This window comes from bacterium (genome assembly GCA_024226335.1).
Lineage (GTDB): Bacteria > Myxococcota_A > UBA9160 > SZUA-336 > SZUA-336 > JAAELY01.
On sequence record JAAELY010000488.1, the window covers coordinates 24,730 to 41,970 of the forward strand.

Annotated in this window: 16 protein-coding genes; 13 read left to right on the forward strand and 3 right to left on the reverse strand. The window is 63.3% G+C overall.

Annotated features, from left to right (window positions below):
• Positions 1–17 precede the first annotated feature (17 nt).
• Entirely contained in the window at positions 18–548 is a 531-nt protein-coding gene (locus GY725_23140; GenBank protein ID MCP4007087.1) for a hypothetical protein, read from the forward strand.
• 191 nt (positions 549–739) lie between these two features.
• On the opposite strand, the gene GY725_23145 is transcribed toward GY725_23140, so the two are convergent.
• The 3 genes from GY725_23145 to GY725_23155 all read right to left on the reverse strand — a co-directional run bounded on the left by GY725_23145 (position 740) and on the right by GY725_23155 (position 3,685).
• Positions 740–1,492 carry a PEP-CTERM sorting domain-containing protein gene (locus GY725_23145; protein MCP4007088.1) on the reverse strand — a complete coding sequence of 251 codons (753 nt, stop codon included), beginning with the start codon at positions 1,490–1,492 and terminating at the stop codon, positions 740–742.
• A 169-nt stretch (positions 1,493–1,661) separates the two neighbouring features.
• A complete protein-coding gene (locus GY725_23150) occupies positions 1,662–2,708 on the reverse strand; it encodes an acyltransferase family protein (GenBank protein MCP4007089.1) in 1,047 nt (348 codons plus the stop codon).
• Positions 2,705–3,685: an NAD-dependent epimerase/dehydratase family protein gene (locus GY725_23155; GenBank protein MCP4007090.1), complete on the reverse strand. Its 981-nt coding sequence runs from the start codon at positions 3,683–3,685 to the stop codon at positions 2,705–2,707. The genes GY725_23150 and GY725_23155 overlap by 4 nt, the downstream gene beginning before the upstream one ends.
• Before the next feature lie 89 nt (positions 3,686–3,774).
• Here GY725_23155 and GY725_23160 point away from each other — a divergent pair, with 89 nt between their 5' ends.
• From GY725_23160 to GY725_23215, 12 genes are all read left to right on the forward strand, one after another.
• Positions 3,775–4,824: a histone deacetylase gene (locus tag GY725_23160; protein MCP4007091.1), complete on the forward strand. Its 1,050-nt coding sequence runs from the start codon at positions 3,775–3,777 to the stop codon at positions 4,822–4,824.
• A gap of 225 nt (positions 4,825–5,049) precedes the next feature.
• The gene (locus tag GY725_23165) at positions 5,050–5,484 is read left to right on the forward strand and encodes a division/cell wall cluster transcriptional repressor MraZ (protein ID MCP4007092.1); all 435 of its coding nucleotides are present in this window, start codon (positions 5,050–5,052) and stop codon (positions 5,482–5,484) included.
• The gene (rsmH, locus tag GY725_23170) at positions 5,481–6,401 is read left to right on the forward strand and encodes a 16S rRNA (cytosine(1402)-N(4))-methyltransferase RsmH (protein MCP4007093.1); all 921 of its coding nucleotides are present in this window, start codon (positions 5,481–5,483) and stop codon (positions 6,399–6,401) included. Before GY725_23165 ends, rsmH begins: the two co-directional genes overlap by 4 nt.
• Positions 6,395–6,733: a hypothetical protein gene (locus GY725_23175; GenBank protein MCP4007094.1), complete on the forward strand. Its 339-nt coding sequence runs from the start codon at positions 6,395–6,397 to the stop codon at positions 6,731–6,733. The genes rsmH and GY725_23175 overlap by 7 nt, the downstream gene beginning before the upstream one ends.
• Complete coding sequence (locus GY725_23180; GenBank protein MCP4007095.1) at positions 6,730–8,427, forward strand: penicillin-binding protein 2; 1,698 nt, start codon at positions 6,730–6,732, stop codon at positions 8,425–8,427. Before GY725_23175 ends, GY725_23180 begins: the two co-directional genes overlap by 4 nt.
• Entirely contained in the window at positions 8,424–9,899 is a 1,476-nt protein-coding gene (locus GY725_23185) for a UDP-N-acetylmuramoyl-L-alanyl-D-glutamate--2,6-diaminopimelate ligase (protein MCP4007096.1), read from the forward strand. Before GY725_23180 ends, GY725_23185 begins: the two co-directional genes overlap by 4 nt.
• A complete protein-coding gene (locus GY725_23190; protein MCP4007097.1) occupies positions 9,896–11,275 on the forward strand; it encodes a UDP-N-acetylmuramoyl-tripeptide--D-alanyl-D-alanine ligase in 1,380 nt (459 codons plus the stop codon). The genes GY725_23185 and GY725_23190 overlap by 4 nt, the downstream gene beginning before the upstream one ends.
• Positions 11,275–12,354, forward strand: a complete 1,080-nt coding sequence (locus GY725_23195) for a phospho-N-acetylmuramoyl-pentapeptide-transferase (GenBank protein ID MCP4007098.1) — start codon at positions 11,275–11,277, stop codon at positions 12,352–12,354. The genes GY725_23190 and GY725_23195 overlap by 1 nt, the downstream gene beginning before the upstream one ends.
• Positions 12,351–13,664: a UDP-N-acetylmuramoyl-L-alanine--D-glutamate ligase gene (gene murD, locus GY725_23200; protein ID MCP4007099.1), complete on the forward strand. Its 1,314-nt coding sequence runs from the start codon at positions 12,351–12,353 to the stop codon at positions 13,662–13,664. The genes GY725_23195 and murD overlap by 4 nt, the downstream gene beginning before the upstream one ends.
• Positions 13,658–14,764, forward strand: coding sequence for a putative lipid II flippase FtsW (gene ftsW, locus GY725_23205; protein ID MCP4007100.1), 1,107 nt, complete (start codon positions 13,658–13,660; stop codon positions 14,762–14,764). The genes murD and ftsW overlap by 7 nt, the downstream gene beginning before the upstream one ends.
• Positions 14,755–15,852, forward strand: coding sequence for an undecaprenyldiphospho-muramoylpentapeptide beta-N-acetylglucosaminyltransferase (gene murG / locus GY725_23210; protein ID MCP4007101.1), 1,098 nt, complete (start codon positions 14,755–14,757; stop codon positions 15,850–15,852). Before ftsW ends, murG begins: the two co-directional genes overlap by 10 nt.
• Positions 15,849–17,228, forward strand: a complete 1,380-nt coding sequence (locus GY725_23215) for a UDP-N-acetylmuramate--L-alanine ligase (GenBank protein MCP4007102.1) — start codon at positions 15,849–15,851, stop codon at positions 17,226–17,228. The genes murG and GY725_23215 overlap by 4 nt, the downstream gene beginning before the upstream one ends.
• The last annotated feature ends 13 nt before the right edge of the window (positions 17,229–17,241 follow it).

The window sequence follows — 17,241 nt, forward strand, 5'->3', positions numbered from 1 at the left end:
TGGGATACTGCAGCCCTATGGCCGTTTTGATCAAGCGCTACGCGAACCGCAAGCTCTATAACACCGATTCGAGTCGGTATATCACGCTCAAGGGAATCTCCGAGCTTGTCCGCGAAGGCAAGGACATCTGCGTGATCGACAACGAGACCGGAGAGGAGATCACTCCGATCATCCTCTCGCAGATTCTCGTCGACGATCAAAAGCAGAGCCGCGAGGATGGCTCGGGTGTACCCGGTCGCGTCCTGACCGAACTCGTTTCGCGCAGCAGCGATGCGTTGTACAAGCTGGTGCGCCGCAGCATGGACGACGCGAATCAGAACCTGAACGAGGTTCGCGACAATATCCGCAAGTGGGTCAACACAGAAGATGAACCTTCGGTCGACCTCGGCGAGGTCCAGCGCACGGTTCACGATGCGGTTGAACGCGTGCTGCGAGTTGCGGATCTTCCGACGCGTGCGGATCTGGAAGCGCTTAACAAGAATCTCGAGCGATTGTCGACTGCTTTGTCGAATTTCGAACGGCAGTTGTCGGAGCGTTCTGGTTCTTAGTTCTCGGTTTGATTTTTCGTTGAGGTAGCTGAGTCGGTCGGACGCAAGCCCCTGCCGGTCGTGCTCCGCTCGCTTCGTGTGGACCTTGCAGCGCTCTTTGGTGGCTCCGAAACGCCCGGCAGGGGCTTGCGTCCGACCTCCACGCCACGCTCCAATCTAGCGTCGAATTCCGGGTCTCCTGGCGACGGGACTCAATCTCGACGATCGAGCAGGAGCGCAACGCAGGCGAGTGTGAGCATGACTGTGGCTCCCGCCTCTGGAACTGGGACCGTCAGGATCGCGGACAACGCATACAGACTCTCTAGATCGACTGATGGGTGTTCCGTATAGGCAGCCTGTATCCACGAGATACCCGGGTCAAAGGCCGCTCCAAGTGTCACCTTCGCCCCACCCAGCGGGAACACTGCAACGCCGGAGAAAATCGTGCCTGTGTAGACGCCAACACCTACAGGGGCGATGTTGCCATTGCTATCGACGCGTAACGGCGCATCAAGACTTGCGTCCCAGAGGTCGGCGTAGTCATCGACTAAGCGGATGTCGTCCAGTCGGTAGATTGGAATGTCGGGAATAAGTGGGTCGGTCCCGGTGTGATCGCGTGCATCAACGGTGGCCGTGGAACCGATGACCTGCCACGTCGTGCCTAGGGAACTCAGTTCGGGGACTGAGTTTGCCTCAGCGGTTACGAAGGCATCGTAGTCCGCGATATCCGCGGAGACTGCATTCCTAGTACCGACAGTCACGAAGGCCAGTCGGTATTGAGCGCCGGGTAGGAGGTCCGTGGGTGTTGTGATCGGAGTGGCGAAGCTCGGGGCGGCTGGAAGCGTGAGTGAGGCGATCGCGGTAATCGCGATGCAGATGCGCGACAAGCGGTGCCGAGGCGACGAATCAGCCATCGCCTTCCAGTGTACACCGGAAACGATCCGCCAATCCGTCAAATCCGTCAAACATCTCCACACGCCAAGAAAGTCCGGCAAAACGCAGCGGCGAGGTTGAAAGCAACCCCCGCCGGGCGTTTCGGAGCCACCAAAGAGCGCTGCAACGCCCACACGAAGAGCGCGGAGCACGACCGGCGGGGGTTGCTTTCGACCGACTCAGCTACCGCAACCGCCGGACCTATGAGAATACCGCAGGCCTCCGCCGCACCTCTTCCTCGAGCAAAGTCTGAACAGCACCCCGCACACGTTCCCGCGTCCGATTGACGTACAGCGGGTCATCCGCAGCCTCGGGTTCGACTGAATCGAAGTAGAAGGGCTCGCCGAAGCGGATGCGCCATTGACTGGGTAGTGGCACGAGTCCCAGTGGTCCCAGCAGCGGGAACGTCGGCGTGATCGGAACGGGAGTTCCGAGAATCCGCCTGGGCAGACGCGGCTGGAAGAGAATCGGATGGACCTCTTCGGCTCCGACGACGGCTACCGGGACGATGATCGCGCGCTGTCGGACCGCCAGAGATACGAAACCGCCGCGACCGAAACGCTGCAGGCGATAGCGATCGCGAAACGGCTTGACCGCGCCTTTCTGCCCTTCGGGAAAAGCGATCACCGAGTCCCCCTTCTCCAGCAGGCGTTCGGCGTTGTCGCTCGACGCCCGAACACCTCCGATGCGTGCGATCGCAGGTTGCGTGAAGGGCAGAGTCATCAACCAGTCCGCAACCAGGAAACGCGGACGCTGCGCTCCGGGGACGTGCCTTTCGACAGTGCTTGCGATCATCAGTCCGTCGTAGGGAAGAATCCCGGAGCGATTCGACACGAAGAGCAGGCGCTCGGCCTGGGGAATGTTCTGGGTGTCGAAGGCCTTCACGCGGAACCAGCGCTCGTAGAGGAAGTCGATGTAGCGGCGCGCTCGGCGCAGGTAGCGTTCATCGAGTCCAAATTCGTCGACGACCGCCGACACGTCGCTCTGGCCGGGTAACGATGAGTGTTGCCTCAGCTCTTCGTACAACTCCACGACATCGAAGTCCCGAACGCGACCGACCATCTTGCGGCGCAGTCTCGCGATCAGACCCTCTTGTTCGATCTCCTCATCTTCCAGCTCGGGGTCGCCCTCTTCCACTTCCGTTGATCCGACGCCGAAGCGGCCCTCGAGTTCGCGTCGCAACGCGCTGATGGAGTCGCGCAACTCTTCGAACTCGTCGGGCCGGGCGTCTTCTTCGCTTTCACTCATCGGTAGGCTCGCAGACGCCGGCTGACCACGAAGCTCATCCAGGCTTCCTTGGTCGTGTATTCGGGAACGAAACCGAGTTCTTCGCGCGCACGTGAGGTGTCGACGACCCACAGGAAGCGGAAGAAATCGTAGAAGCCCGCCGGATCGTCCCCACTGCTGCGCAGGAAGTTCAGATACTCCAGTCGGAACAAGAGGGGATGCGGCAGGGAGAAGCTGCGCTTTCCGGCCAGGCGCAGGAGAGTCGAGAGCGGAAGCACGCCATCGCCCGCGAGATTGATCGGCCCGGGTACGTCCTGCGCAAGAGCGAGTTCGACCGCGTCGAGCAGGTCCTGCTCGTGCAGCACCTGCAGCAGCGGGTCGTATCCGAGCAGGGTTCGAACAGAGTTGCGAGCAAAATAGCTCGAAATGAAGCTCTCACTCTCCGGGCCGAGCGTCCAGCACGGGCGCAGTGAGGTCACGGTCATATCGGGATGGCGCGTGGCAAATACGCGCAGCAGGGATTCCATTTCAGCTCGATCCCGAACCGAACACGCACCTCCATGACCGCGCAGCGGCGCGTCCTCGCGCAAGAAGTTCGGGTTGTCGGGGTGGGCCCCGTACACCTGTGCGTGGCTCAGGACAACCAGCTTTTGAACCCGAGCAGCCGCGGCCGCATTCATCACGTGCAGGGATCCGAGGACTTCGAGTTCGTGGGCGTATTCGGGATCCGCATGGGGCTGACTGAAGAACGCGCAGTGCAGCACCGCGTCACAGCTTTCCTTCTCCAGGATCTCGGCGACCAGCGAATCGGCCGTGGGTTCGGTCAGGTCGACGCGGTGGAAGCGCATTCGCCCTTCCAGTCTTCTCGGCAGAGCTACGTCTATCCCGATCAGGTTCTCGAGAAGCGGCGAATCGAAGAGTCTCTGCGCGATCCGGCTGCCGACGAACGTGTCCAGACCGGTAATCGCCAGGCTCCGCGGCATGCGGGTAGGAGTCACAGGTTCGTTGTATGGAGCACGTGGGCGGTGCTGTCAATCGCTTGCTAGCCTAACGGTCCGTGCCCAACCTGGATCCCCTTCCGATACTGGTGCGCGATTCTCGCTTTCGCGAGCACGCATTGCCGGGCGGACACCCTGAGTGCCCCGAACGGCTCGACGCGATCGACGCTGCGCTGGCCCGCCGCGCCGCTGGCCTGCACCAGATCCAGCCCCGGGCGGCCAGCGACGACGAGATCCTGCGCGTTCATACCCGCTCTCATCTACAGACACTGGTGGACGTCGAGGGAGAGCAGACGCGGCTCGATCCCGACACGTACAGCGCTCCGCGCTCGCTCGAAATCGCACGCCTGGCGGCGGGCAGCCTGATCGACATCTCCCTGCGCGTGGCACGTGGCGAGGCCCCGAGCGGGTTCGCAGCGATCCGGCCGCCAGGCCACCACGCCGAGTCTGCCCACGCCATGGGCTTCTGCCTCTTGAACAACGTCGCGCTTGCCGTACGTGCGCTACAGGCTGAACTCGGCATCGAACGTGTGGCTATTCTGGACTGGGATGTGCACCACGGTAACGGCACGCAACACATCTTCGAGGACGAGCGCGACGTGCTGTTCGCATCGCTACACCAGTTCCCCTTCTATCCGGGCACCGGAGCACTGGGCGAACGAGGCAATGGCGAGGGTCTCGGGAGCAGCGTGAACCTTCCGTTGCCAGCCGGTTGCGGAGACGCGGAATACGGCGCGGTGTTCGACGAGGTCGCGCTGCCGATCCTGCGACAGTTTGCTCCGCAGATCCTGGTGGTCTCGGCGGGCTTCGACGCGCATGCCCGCGATCCCCTCGGGTCGATGCAGGTCTCGACGCTCGGCTTCCGGCGTTTTGCGGAGCGGGCCCGCTCGTTAGCCGACGACGTGTGCGGCGGTCGCCTCGTAATCGCGCTCGAAGGCGGCTACGACCTGCAAGCGCTCGGCGAGTCCGTGGCGGAAGTCATCGACACGCTGTGCGCAGAGAGCGTCGCGGATGGGAAATTTCCGCCTGCCAGCCCGATTGGTATGCAGGTGGTAAGAGAATTTCGTCAGGCACATGCAGAAAACTGGTCGGATTTGCGCGATTCGACCTGGTCAGGCAGTCCAGACCCCAAAATCTAGGGGGTAGGGAACTGCTCAACCCCAACATACGGGGCTCGAGCGAAAAGCGAAAAAACCTGTGAAAACGCGACCTTTGGGGATCGGGTGGGTTGACAGAGGGATGAAGTGGGATACACTCCCATTTCAGTGGGATCGGGTTTCACAGGTTTGGTGCTGTTTTAGGGGGGGAGCATTGAGTCTGTGGAACCCCCTCCCCCACTGGTTCGTGCGGGGGTCGAAACGCGGGTGTTTCTTAGCTGCTTCGATCACGTACTGGACGAGAAGGGTCGCACGAGTCTTCCGAAGTCCTTTCGGAAGCAACTCAGTGGGTTCTCCGACGAGCCAGTACTGACAGCTCATTCGGATTGTCTGGCGATCTACCCGCCCGACGAGTTCGAACGGTTGCGCGAGCACTACTCGCAACCCGGACTCAACGATGCGCGTCAGCGGCTGAAGCGTCTGACCATGGGCCTGGCCACGCTCCTCAGCGTCGACCGCCAGGGCCGCATCCTGATTCCCGCTCGACTGCGCGAACTCGCCGGTCTGCAACGCGAAATCGTCTTTCTGGGAGTCGATCAGACCATCGAGATCTGGGATCTCGCTCGTTTCCAGCGCGATATCCGCCAGACCCAGAGCGAGTTCCCCACCCTCACCCGTGACTCGGGAGAGGTCCCTCGGTGATCTCGGTGCACGTCCCGGTGATGGTCGAGGAAGTGTTGAATCTCCTGAACCCTCGCCCGGGAGCGCGCATCGTGGACGCGACCACCGGGCACGGTGGACACGCAGAGAAGATCCTGGAGCGTCTGGGCCCCGACGGCGAGTTGATCGGACTCGACCGGGATTCCGGCATGCTCGAAAAGGCCGCCAAGCGCCTGGAACGGTTCGGTTCGGCGGCGCGACTGGTACACGCTCGGCTCGCCTTCTTGCGCGATGTCGTTCGCGGGACGGGAAACGAAACCGTCGACGGCGTACTCATGGACCTGGGCGTGTGTTCCGAGCATCTCGACGACCCGAGCCGGGGCTTTACGTTCAGGGATGCGGGAGAAGACGTGCCTCTCGACATGCGCATGGACACGACGCAGGGCGAGACGGCGGCGGAACTCATCGAGAATCTCGACGACGAGCGCCTGGTCGAGCTGATGCGCGCGGCCGACGTGCCCGCACCGCGGCGCGTGGTCGCAGCGATCAAGGAGAACTCGCCGATTCGCACCGCGCAGGATCTGCTCAACGCACTGCGCAGCGTGCGTCTGCCCCGAAGACGACACAACCCGGCGACACTCGTGTTTCAGGCGCTGCGCATTGCGGTCAATGACGAGTTTGGTGAGCTGGAATCGGGCCTCGAAGCAGCCCTGGAGGTCCTGGCCCCCGGCGGTCGCCTCGCGGTACTCAGCTATCACTCCGGTGAGGACCGACGCGTCAAGCAATTCCTGCGACGCGAGCAACTCGGCTGTATCTGCCCCCCGGACCTGCCGGTATGCGGTTGCGGACGCACCCCGCGCATTCGCATTCTGGCCAAAGGCCAGGGACCCGGCGAAGAAGAGATTCGCGCCAATCCCCGAGCCCGAAGTGCGCGTTTGCGCGGAGGCGAGCGATGCTGAACTCACGTCTGAAACCGGGCGGCTTCGTCCTGCACGTTCTGTTGTCGATTGCAGTCGGTGTCATGATTGGCGCGGGTGCACTGGTCCTGGCGCGCACGAAGATGACGTCTCTGCGCTACGAACTTTCCGGCTTGATGAAGGCCGAATCGGAATTGAGCGAGCAGGTCGACAAGCTGCGTGTCGAAGTAGGGACGCTTTCTTCGCCTGAACGCGTAGAGCCCGCCGCCGTCGAACTCGGGATGACCTATCCAGAGCCGGGCCAGGTGATCGATCTACCGGTGCCAAACACTTCGTTCACAAGGGAGGCGAGAGCTTTCGAGGCCAGGCCGTGAAGCGAGCGCGGCGCACCCCCCGCCGCCGCCGCACAGGACTGGCGCCGCAGCGTCTCACCGTCATCGCGCTGTTCGCGCTAACGGGCTTTGGATTGCTCGCCGTGCGGGCCGCACAGCTCCAGACGATCGACGCAGAGAGACTGGCCCGTATCGCAGAGCGCCAGTCGGCTACCCGGATGGTCATCCAGCCGAAGCGCGCCAACATCCTGGACCGAAACGGAAACCTGCTGGCGATCTCGGCCAATGTGCAATCCGTGGCCGCCGCGCCGATCAAGATCAACCCCGCACAGCGTCGCCAGACGGCGCGGGAACTGTCACGAGTCCTGGGGATCCCGGCCCGGGAGATCGAGAGGCGCATCGCGTCTCGCAAGCAATTCATCTGGATCGCTCGCTGGGTTGAGCCGGAGATCGCCGAGCACGTGCAGAGGCTAGGTCTCGACGGTGTATTCCTGCGCAAAGAACGCCGACGCTACTACCCCAACGGAACTCTTGCGGCCGCCTATGTCGGCATCGCGGGCCGCGACGGCATCGGCCTGACCGGGCTCGAACTCGATTTCGAACGCGAACTTCGCGGCGAATCGGCTTCGATCCCGGCGAGCAGAGACGCGCGCGGCACACGACTGCCTCACATCTCCTCGTCTGCGGATTCGGGCGAAGGCGAGCCTCTTCGGCTGACGCTCGACGCCAAGTTGCAACACTCGGCCGACAAAGCCCTGCAGCGCTCGCTGAAGCGCACGGGCGCGCGCAGCGGGAGTCTGGTGGCGCTGGACCCGCGCAACGGCGACGTACTCGCGCTGGCCCAGGCACCGACGTTCAACCCCAACCAGTTCTGGTCCGAGAACTCGAAGAACTTCCGCGTGCGAGCCATCGTCGATCCTTTCGAACCGGGCAGTACGCTCAAACCGTTCTCGATCGCAGTCGCGCTCGAGTCGGGAATGGTCGATGCCAGAGACGTCTTCGATTGTGAGAACGGCAAATGGTCCGTGCTCAATCGAACGATTCACGATATGAAACCCCACAGGGTGCTCAGCGTGCACGACATCCTGCGCGTCTCGAGCAACATCGGCGCCGCGAAGATCGCCAATCGGATCGGCTCCAAAGAACTGGTCGTCGGCTTGCGCCGTTTCGGTTTCGGCAAGCGAACCGGTAGCGGTTTCCCCGGCGAAGCTTCGGGAGTACTGCGCAATCTGGCCGAGAACCAGCAGGTGGAGCGGGCGAATATCGCTTTTGGCCAGGGTCTCGCCGTAACGGCCCTACAGCTCGCCGGCGCCAGCGCCGTGATCGCCAACGGCGGAAACCGGGTGGTCCCGCGCCTCGCTCTTCGCGAAGGTTCGGACTCTTCCCACGCCTCCGAGGATCGCGTGATCTCTCGCGAGACAGCCGCACTCGTCTTGAAGATGATGCGCTCGGTGGTCGAAAATGGCACGGGAAAGAGAGCCGCCCTGACCGATCACAGCGTCGCTGGGAAGACCGGAACTGCGCAGAAAGTGGTAGATGGAACCTACTCCCGCGACCGTCACGTGGCTTCGTTTCTCGGTGTCGTGCCCGCAGTGAATCCGCGACTGGTCGTAGTCGTCGTTCTGGATGAGCCTGTGGGCGCGTATTCGGGTGGCGAGGTCGCCGCTCCCGTCTTCAGGGAATTCGCCGGAAGTGCGGTCCGGCAACTGGGAATCCCGGTCGGGGGCGCAGAGTGAGCAAGAACTTCGCGAATCTTCTGGATGCGTCGGACGCCCAGATTCGCTCGGGCGCGGACACCCAGATCCTCGACATCTGTTACGACTCGCGACAGGCGCGAACCGGATCCCTATTCGTGGCCTTGCGGGGCGAGACCAGCGACGGCCATCAGTTCATCGAACAGGCGCTTTCTTCTGGCGCGGTCGCCCTGCTGGTTGAAGAAGCACCTGCTGAACTGCCACCCGAGGTCGCCTGGGCCACGGTACCCGACACGCGCGCCGCCCTTCCCGGCCTGGCCGAACGTTTCTTCGATCATCCCGCCCGCTCGCTCACGCTAGTCGGTGTAACCGGGACGAACGGCAAGACCAGCACGGCCCGCATGATCGAGTCGGTGCTCAATACATCGGGTCGGCGAGCCGGAAGCATGGGCACCATCTCTGTACGTTATCCCGGTTGCGAAACGATGGCCCAGCTCACCACACCCGAATCACTCGACCTGCAGCGTACGTTCGCAGATATGCGGGCGGCGGGTGTGGAAATCGTGGCCCTCGAGGTGTCTTCGCACAGCCTGGCGCAGGGACGCGTGCGAGGTCTGCGTTTCGAGGTCGGGGTATACACACACCTTTCTCAAGACCATCTGGACTTTCACGGGGATATGGAATCCTACGCGGATGCGAAGGCCTTGCTATTCACGCCCGAGTACCTGGCCGGAACCGCCGTACTCAATGCTGCCGACCCGCACTCGATGCGCTTCGCCGAACTCGCGCAGACAGCGGGTCGGCCCGTCATCTCCTTCGCACGCGAGGGACAGACAAAGACGGATATCCAGACGACCCGAGAAGAGGTCAAACTGGACGGCTCGCGCGTACGCCTGCAGACCCCCGAAGGCGAACGCGAACTCGTTCTTCCGCTTCCCGGCGATTTCCAGATCGACAATGCACTGGCCGCAGCCTGCGCGACACGCGCGCTGGGCCTGTCCTGGGACGAGATCGAAGCGGGGATCGCCGCCTGCCCGCCCGTTCCGGGTCGCCTGGAACGCGTCGCGAACTGCCGCCCCGTCGTGCTGGTCGACTACGCACACACACCCGATGCCCTCGACAACGTACTTTCTCGCATCCGTCCGCTGCTTGAGGACCGCTTGATCACGGTTTTTGGATGTGGCGGCGATCGGGATCGCAGCAAGCGAGTGATCATGGCGCGAGCCGCGTGTGCGAGCAGCCACTACGTGATCGCGACCAGCGACAATCCGCGCACCGAAGACCCCGATGCAATCCTGCGCGATGTTGCTGAAGGTCTTTCGGGCCCCCACGTGGTGATCCGCGATCGCCGCGACGCGATCCGCCGCGCGATCGGTCTGGCCCGTGACCAGGACGTGGTGGTGATCGCCGGAAAGGGTCACGAGGACTATCAGATCCTCGGCACCGAAAAGGTTCCCTTCGATGATCGCGTCGAAGCGCGACGCGCGCTGCGCGAGCGGGGCAGCTTGAAGTGAGTTTCACGCTGGGCGGGCTTGCGGGTTACTGCGGTGGACGACTGAGCGGCGACGCGTCCCTGTCCATCACGGAAATCTCGACCGATACGCGCTCGATTGCACCTGGAAGCCTGTTCGTGGCGATTGTGGGCGAGAACTTCGACGGACACGAGTTCGCGAACGACGCGATTGCGAACGGCGCCGCCGCGGTCCTGATCTCGCGCGAGGTACCGGGTCTATCCGCTCCATCGATCCGCGTGGACGACAGCATTGCGGCGCTGGGTGAACTCGCTCGTGGACAGCGCGAGCGTTTCGAGATCCCGGTGGTCGGAATCACCGGATCCAACGGCAAGACCACCACAAGGGAGCTTTGCTGCGCAATCCTCGGTGCCGCCGGAGTTCGCACACACGCGACGCTTGGAAACCTGAACAACCATATCGGCCTGCCCCTGACGGTCTTGCAACTCGACGAGCGCGCTCAGGTGATGGTGGTCGAGATGGGCATGAATCACCCCGGTGAGATCGAGCACCTTGCGCGCATCGCATCACCGACCGTCGGTGCAATCACGAATGTGGCACCGGCCCACTTGGGTCCGCTCGGCTCGATCGAGGCGATCGCTCAGGCGAAAGGCGAGTTGTTCGAGTGCATCCGGCCCGAGGGCACCGCGATCATCAATATCGACAATCCGCTCATCATCGAACAAGCTTCGCGCTTCAAGGGCGAGCACATCCGCTTCGGATGCAGCGCCGATGCGGACTTCCGCGGCCTGCCCGAAATGCCGCATGAAGGTCGGGCCGTATTCGAACTCGTCACAGCCCTGGGTCGTTGCCGGATTCAACTGGGCGCTCCGGGCCTCCACCTGATCGAAAACTCTCTGTGCGCTGCGGCCGCTGCGTTTGCCACCGGTCTGCTCACGGATGATCCACTTGGCGCCATCCAGAATGGTCTCGAGAGCTTCTCGGCCGTGTCCGGGCGTTTGAATGTGAAGCCGGCGGCCGGGGGGCTGGTCTTGATCGACGACAGCTACAACTCCAACCCGCACTCCGTGCGCGCCGCCCTTGCGACGCTCACGCAGATGCGCGCCGGGGCACATACGATCGCAGTTCTCGGCGACATGCTGGAACTCGGGCCGCGGGAAGCCGAAATCCATGAGGAAATCGGGCGGGTCGTTGCCGAACAACCGGTAGATGCACTGGTCGCGGTGGGCGAGCTTTCGCAGAATACGTGGCAGGCCGCACGCGATGCCGGACTGTCGCAAGTGCATCACGTGATGCTGGCCGAAGACGCGGTCAGCTGCGTCCGCGAACTGGCGAACTCTGGCGATATCGTGCTCATCAAGGGTTCACGCGGCATGCACATGGAACGAGCGGTCAATGCGCTCGTTGAAGGAACCTGATGCTCTACCACCTGCTGTACGAACTGCTTTCCGATGAAATCGGCGCATTCAACGTCTTCCGCTATCTGACCTTTCGCTCGGTCGGTGCCGCCCTGACCGCACTCCTGATCGCCTTCATCGTCGGTCCTGCGCTGATCCGCATGCTCGAGAACCGCCAGGTCGGCCAGACGATTCGCGAAGACACCCCCGATCGGCACCAGGAGAAGAGCGGCACCCCCACGATGGGCGGGACCTTGATCCTGCTCGCCGTGATCGCGAGCACGCTGCTCTGGGCCGAGTGGACCAACGTCTATATGTGGATCGTGGTGGGGGTCACACTGGGCTGCGGTGCGATCGGTTTCGCCGACGACTACCTCAAAGCCGTTCGCAAGAACCCCGATGGCATCTCCGCGCGCACGAAGTTCCTGTCCCAGACCGTCGTCGCCACGGTCGCGGTGGGCGCGCTGTATTTGTGGACGGGCTTCGACTCCGAGGTTTCTCTTCCGCTGTTCAAGGACTTCCACCCGTCACTCGGCGTGCTCTATCTTCCGCTTGCCGTCATCTTCGTCGTTGGATTCTCCAATGCGGTCAACCTGACAGACGGTCTCGACGGACTCGCGATTGGCCCCACCATGATCAGCGCCGCGGTGATCGGCGGCTACGCCTACGTAGTGGGCAATAGTGTGATTTCCGAGTACCTCGAACTGAAGTACGTGCCCGCAGTCGGAACTCTGGCAATCTTCTGCACGTCCCTGATTGGCGCGGGGCTGGGTTTTCTCTGGTTCAACACCTACCCGGCCTCGGTCTTCATGGGAGACACGGGCTCGCTCGCACTCGGGGGCGCGCTCTCGATGGTCGCCGTCATCATCCGCCAGGAAGTCGTTCTCGTGATCGCGGGCGGTCTGTTCATCGTCGAGATGTTCTCGGTCATCGTTCAGGTGGCTTCGTTCAAACTCACGGGAAATCGCGTCTTCCGAATGGCGCCTATCCATCACCACTACGAACTCCGGGGTTGGCCGGAGCCACAGATCATCGTGCGCTTCTGGATCATCTCCGTGATCCTCGGGCTGATCGCGATTTCGCTGCTGAAACTGCGTTGAACTACCTGGGACAGAAGATCCTGGTGCTCGGCACCGGGCGCTCTGGACGCGCCGCTGCGGCGTTGCTCCTCGACCGGGAAGCTCAGGTCTTCGCCTACGACAAGAATGAAGCAGCCCAGGCCGATCTGGACCCGCGTATCGAACGTCTGCGCGAAATCCCCGCGAACTTCGACGACTTCGACAAGGTGGTGGCCAGTCCCGGATTTCCGGTCGAGCCGGGGCCCAAGGTTCTGCCGGAAATCGATCTGGCCGCAATCCACATCGAAGCGCCGATCGTGGGCGTCACGGGCACCAACGGCAAGAGCACGGTGACCGTCTTGATCGGACGCATGTTGGAGCAGAGCGGCCTGCGCACCGCAGTCGGCGGAAATCTGGGCGTTGCGCTGTGCGAACTCGTGGCGCTGAAGGCGGAGCGTGTGGTGTCGGAACTCTCCAGCTTTCAACTGGAGCACGCGCAGCGACTGCACGCCCGTGTCGCGGTGCTCCTGAACCTGTCCCCGGACCATCTCGATCGCCACGGCAGCATGGAGAGCTACGGAACCGCAAAAGAGCGCCTGGCCGAACTCCAACAGCCCGATGACGTGCTGGTATTCAACCTGGACGATGCCTGGGCGCGCGCCGTGGGCGAGCGCGCACGCACGCGCACGCGGGCTTTCTCGACCCGGAGCTTGCTGGAGTCCGGCGCTTTCGTCGACGGAGACCAGATGGTGCTCGCGCGCGACGGCGAAGTCCTGTTACGCATTCCGATCTCCGAGCTTTCCCACGCCTGTCGTTCGCCGTTGGCCAACGCGCTGGCCGCGGCGAGCGCCGCCGAAGCCGCGGGTGCAACCGCTGAAGCGATCCGCAAACAGCTCACGGAATTCGAAGGCCTGCCGCATCGAAGTCAGGAAGTCTGCGTGAGTCGAGGCGTGCGCTACGTAGACGATTCAAAAGCCACCAACCCCGCAGCTGCGGCCGCCAGCGTATCCGCCTGTGAAGCGCCGGTCATCTGGATCGCGGGCGGACGCAACAAGGGCCTGGATTTCGCACCCCTGGGCGAGGTCGCCGGTGACGTGATCGCGCTGATCACCTACGGAGAGTCGGCAGAGGATCTCGCAGTGGCCGGAGCGCAGGCGCCCGAAGTGGTGCGCTCGCAGACACTGGCAGAAGCCGTCGAGCAGGCCGTGCGCCGGGCGCGCCCGGGCTACACGGTCCTGCTCTCGCCCGCGTGTTCGAGCTTCGATCAGTTCGACAGCTTCGAGGCCCGTGGACGAGCCTTCGCCAGACTCGTGAACGAGTCCGGGGAAACTCCAGGAGGCGGCGCATGTTGAGCAGGTTGGGCGCACCCCAACTACTCTGGTCGACCACGGTGTTGATGGGCATCGGGATCGTCATGGTCTACAGCTCCAGCGCAGCTCGTTCCGAATTCATCTTCGGCACGGCCTGGGTTTACTGGCTGCGTCAATCGATGGCGCTCGCCGTAGGCGGCGCCGCGCTGTACGCACTGATTCGCGTGCCAACCCGGCGGATTTCAGGTCTCGCCTACGCCATCTGGGCGATCTCCGTCCTGGGCCTCCTGACGACTCTTTCCCCACTGGGCGTCTCCGCAAATGGCGCCTCGCGCTGGGTTCAGATCGGACCGATCGTATTCCAGCCGCTGGAACCCGCAAAGATCGGAGTCATTCTCGCGCTCGCGCGCTGGCTGTCCTCGCATCAAGACCGGCTCGCGGACTTCCGGGTCACCGTGCTCGTGCCCGCGCTGCTGGCCGGCGTGCCATGCGCCCTGCTCCTGATGCAGCCCGATTTCGGCGGTGTGCTGCTGATCGGCCTCTTCACCGCGGTGATGGTATTCGCCGGTGGCGCGCGACTCGATCACCTGCTCGCAACCGCCTTGATCTCGCTACCGCCGCTTTTCACGCTCGCGGTGCTGCGCGAGTACCGCTTGGATCGACTCCGGACCTTCATGGACCCGTGGGCGGATCCACTTGGCAACGGCTATCAGCTGGTGCAATCGCAGATCGCGTTCGGTGCGGGCGGAATCACCGGAGTGGGCCTGGGCGCTGGCCAGCAAAAGCTCTTCTTCCTGCCCGAAGCCCACACCGACTTCATCTTGTCGGTCATCGGAGAAGAGGTCGGATTGGTCGGTGTGCTGTGCGTGCTGATCTGTTTTGCGCTGCTCGCGCTGGCTTCACTAGGCATCGCAGCGACGGCTAAGTCCACTTTCGGCACACTGCTCGCCGTGGGGGTCAGCTGCCTCCTATGGCTTCAGGCGATGGTCAACGCTGCGGTTGCGATGGGTGCGCTACCCACCACTGGCACGACACTTCCTTTCCTGTCCTATGGACGGACATCGCTCGTGGTGTCGCTGGTTGCGATCGGCGCGCTGCTGAACATCGCGCGTCCGACGTCCGGGAGGTCGGGATGGCGCTGAGCGTGATCCTCGCCGGTGGAGGGACCGGCGGGCACATCTTTCCCGCGATTGCACTGGCGGACACGATTCGTCGGCGCAATCCCGACGCGAGTGTGGGCTTCATCGGCACACAGCGCGGACTCGAAACCCGGTACGTGCCGGCGGCCGGCTACCCGCTCTCCCTGGTGGCCAGCACGCAGATTCTGGGACGCAATCCGCTTCGCGCGGCACTCGGGCTACTGACCGTCGCTCGCGGAGTCTGGCAAGCGCGCTCGCTACTGCACGAGGCGAATGCGGATCTGGTGGTCGGTGTGGGCGGCTATGCATCCGTCCCAGCGGTCGCGGCAGCGCGCATGATGGGAATTCCAACCGCTTTGATCGAGCCTAACGCGCGGCCGGGACGTGCGAACCGGCTGCTCGGGCGCTTCGCGAAACGGGTTTTCGTGCAATTCGAAGATGCTGCCGCGTTCTTCCCGCCGGAATCCGTCAGCCTCACGGGATTTCCCACGCGCATCGGGCCCGAGCTCCGGGAAACAGGTCGGGAATCCGATGACAAAGGAGAAGACTCCCTCTGCCTCCTGACCGTCGGCGGCAGCCAGGGTGCGCGCTCCCTGAATCGGGCCATGTGCAGCGCGCTCCCACGCCTAAGAGAATTCGACGAACTCTCGATCGTTCACCAGACGGGACCGGCGGACCTCGACGAGGTCCGCGATGCGTATGCGGTGTCCGGGATCACAGCCGAGGTCGAAGCGTTCTTCGAGACTCTGCCCGAACATCTGATGTGCGCGGATCTGGTCGTTGCACGTTCGGGAGCTGCAACGGTCGCAGAGTTGTGCGTTGCGGGAGTTGCTTCAATTCTGGTCCCCTACCCCCACGCCGCGGACGACCATCAGATGGCCAATGCGCGGGAAGTGGAGCGCGTCGGTGGTTGCATCGTGATCCCCGATTCGGAATTGGGCGCGCGCCTCGCCGATGAGGTCGTTACTCTTCTCGGCGATAGCGATCGGAGACGACAGCTGGCAGCGGGCGCTGCGCGCCGCGGAAGTCCGGACGCCGCCGATCAGATCTGGGATTCCTGCGTCGCGTTGATCTCGGGGGGGGCGGCATGAGGGGAAGAGTCAAACGCGTTCACTTCGTCGGCATCGGCGGCGTGGGTATGTCCGGCATGGCCGAGATCCTGAAGACCAGTGGGTACGAGGTATCTGGATCGGACATGCGCGATAGCGCGGCCACGCGGCGCTTGATCGACCGTGGCATCCTCGTGACGATCGGCCACGATGCAAAGGTCGTCTCCGAAGCAGACGTGGTCGTCTACTCCTCCGCCATTCCGGCCCGCAATCCGGAGATCGAGGCCGCAGAAGCCCAGCACATCCCGGTCATCCCGCGCGCCGAGATGCTCGCGGAACTGATGCGGATGAAATACGCAGTCGCCGTGGGCGGCTCGCACGGCAAGACCACCACGACCTCACTCGTGGGCACCGTACTCGAAGCGGGGAACCTCGAACCGACCACGATCGTGGGCGGACGCGTCAAGAGCTTTGGCACCAACTCGCGCTTCGGAACAGGGGAAGTCCTGGTCGCGGAGGCGGACGAGAGCGACGGTTCGTTTCTGCGACTGGTCCCGACAGTGGTGGTAGTGACCAATATCGACCACGAGCACCTCGACCACTACGGCAGCTTCGAGAATCTGCTTTCCGCGTTCCGCGATTTTGCGAACCGCGTGCCGTTCTACGGTGCGAGCGTGCTGTGTCTGGACGATCCGAACGTGCAGACTCTTCTCCCGCAGATCATGCGCCGGACCTGGACTTACGGATTGTCCACACAGGCCGATGTCTGTGCCGATCGCATCGAGTCCGATGGCCTTTCCATGCGCTTTAGGGCGAGTGCGCGCGGTGTCGATCTGGGCGAAGCCTGTGTGCGCATGCCCGGCCTGCACAACGTGAACAACGCTCTGGCGGCCATCGCCGTGGGGCTCGAGTTCGACGTGGAGTTCGCGCGCATCGCCGAAGCTCTCGCTGAGTTTCGCGGTATCGAGCGTCGCTTCGAAGTACGCGGCGAGTGCAAAGGCGTCACGGTGATCGACGATTACGCCCACCACCCTGCCGAGATCCGCGCCACCCTGGCCGCGGCGCGCAGCCTGGACCGACGCATCGTGGTCGCCTTCCAGCCGCATCGCTATTCGCGCACTCGCGATACCTTCGACGACCTCGCGCGCTCCTTCCACGACGCCAGCGCATTGGTGCTGACCGAGATCTACGCTGCCGGAGAAGCAAAGCTCCCGGGAATCAGCGCCCACGCGCTCAGCGAAGCCGTTCGCCAGTGCGGTCATCGCAGTGTCGAGTTCGCTCCCGAAAAGGCGCAACTCGTATCCCTGCTGGACGAGATGACCGAACCCGGCGATCTGCTGATTTTCATGGGTGCCGGTGATATCGGCCGCCTGGCCGACGATTTTCTGCAACTCGAAGCGGAGGGTTCCGACGATTGAAGCGCGAGTCCGA

Excerpts from the sequence above, each read along its gene's own strand:
- GY725_23150 (MCP4007089.1), bottom strand. The coding sequence starts at position 2,708 with ATGAGTGAAAGCGAAGAAGACGCCCGGCCCGACGAGTTCGAAGAGTTG.
- GY725_23175 (MCP4007094.1), top strand. The coding sequence starts at position 6,395 with ATGCTGAACTCACGTCTGAAACCGGGCGGCTTCGTCCTGCACGTTCTG.
- murG (MCP4007101.1), top strand. The coding sequence starts at position 14,755 with ATGGCGCTGAGCGTGATCCTCGCCGGTGGAGGGACCGGCGGGCACATC.
- GY725_23140 (MCP4007087.1), top strand. The coding sequence starts at position 18 with ATGGCCGTTTTGATCAAGCGCTACGCGAACCGCAAGCTCTATAACACC.
- GY725_23195 (MCP4007098.1), top strand. The coding sequence starts at position 11,275 with ATGCTCTACCACCTGCTGTACGAACTGCTTTCCGATGAAATCGGCGCA.
- ftsW (MCP4007100.1), top strand. The coding sequence starts at position 13,658 with ATGTTGAGCAGGTTGGGCGCACCCCAACTACTCTGGTCGACCACGGTG.
- GY725_23215 (MCP4007102.1), top strand. The coding sequence starts at position 15,849 with ATGAGGGGAAGAGTCAAACGCGTTCACTTCGTCGGCATCGGCGGCGTG.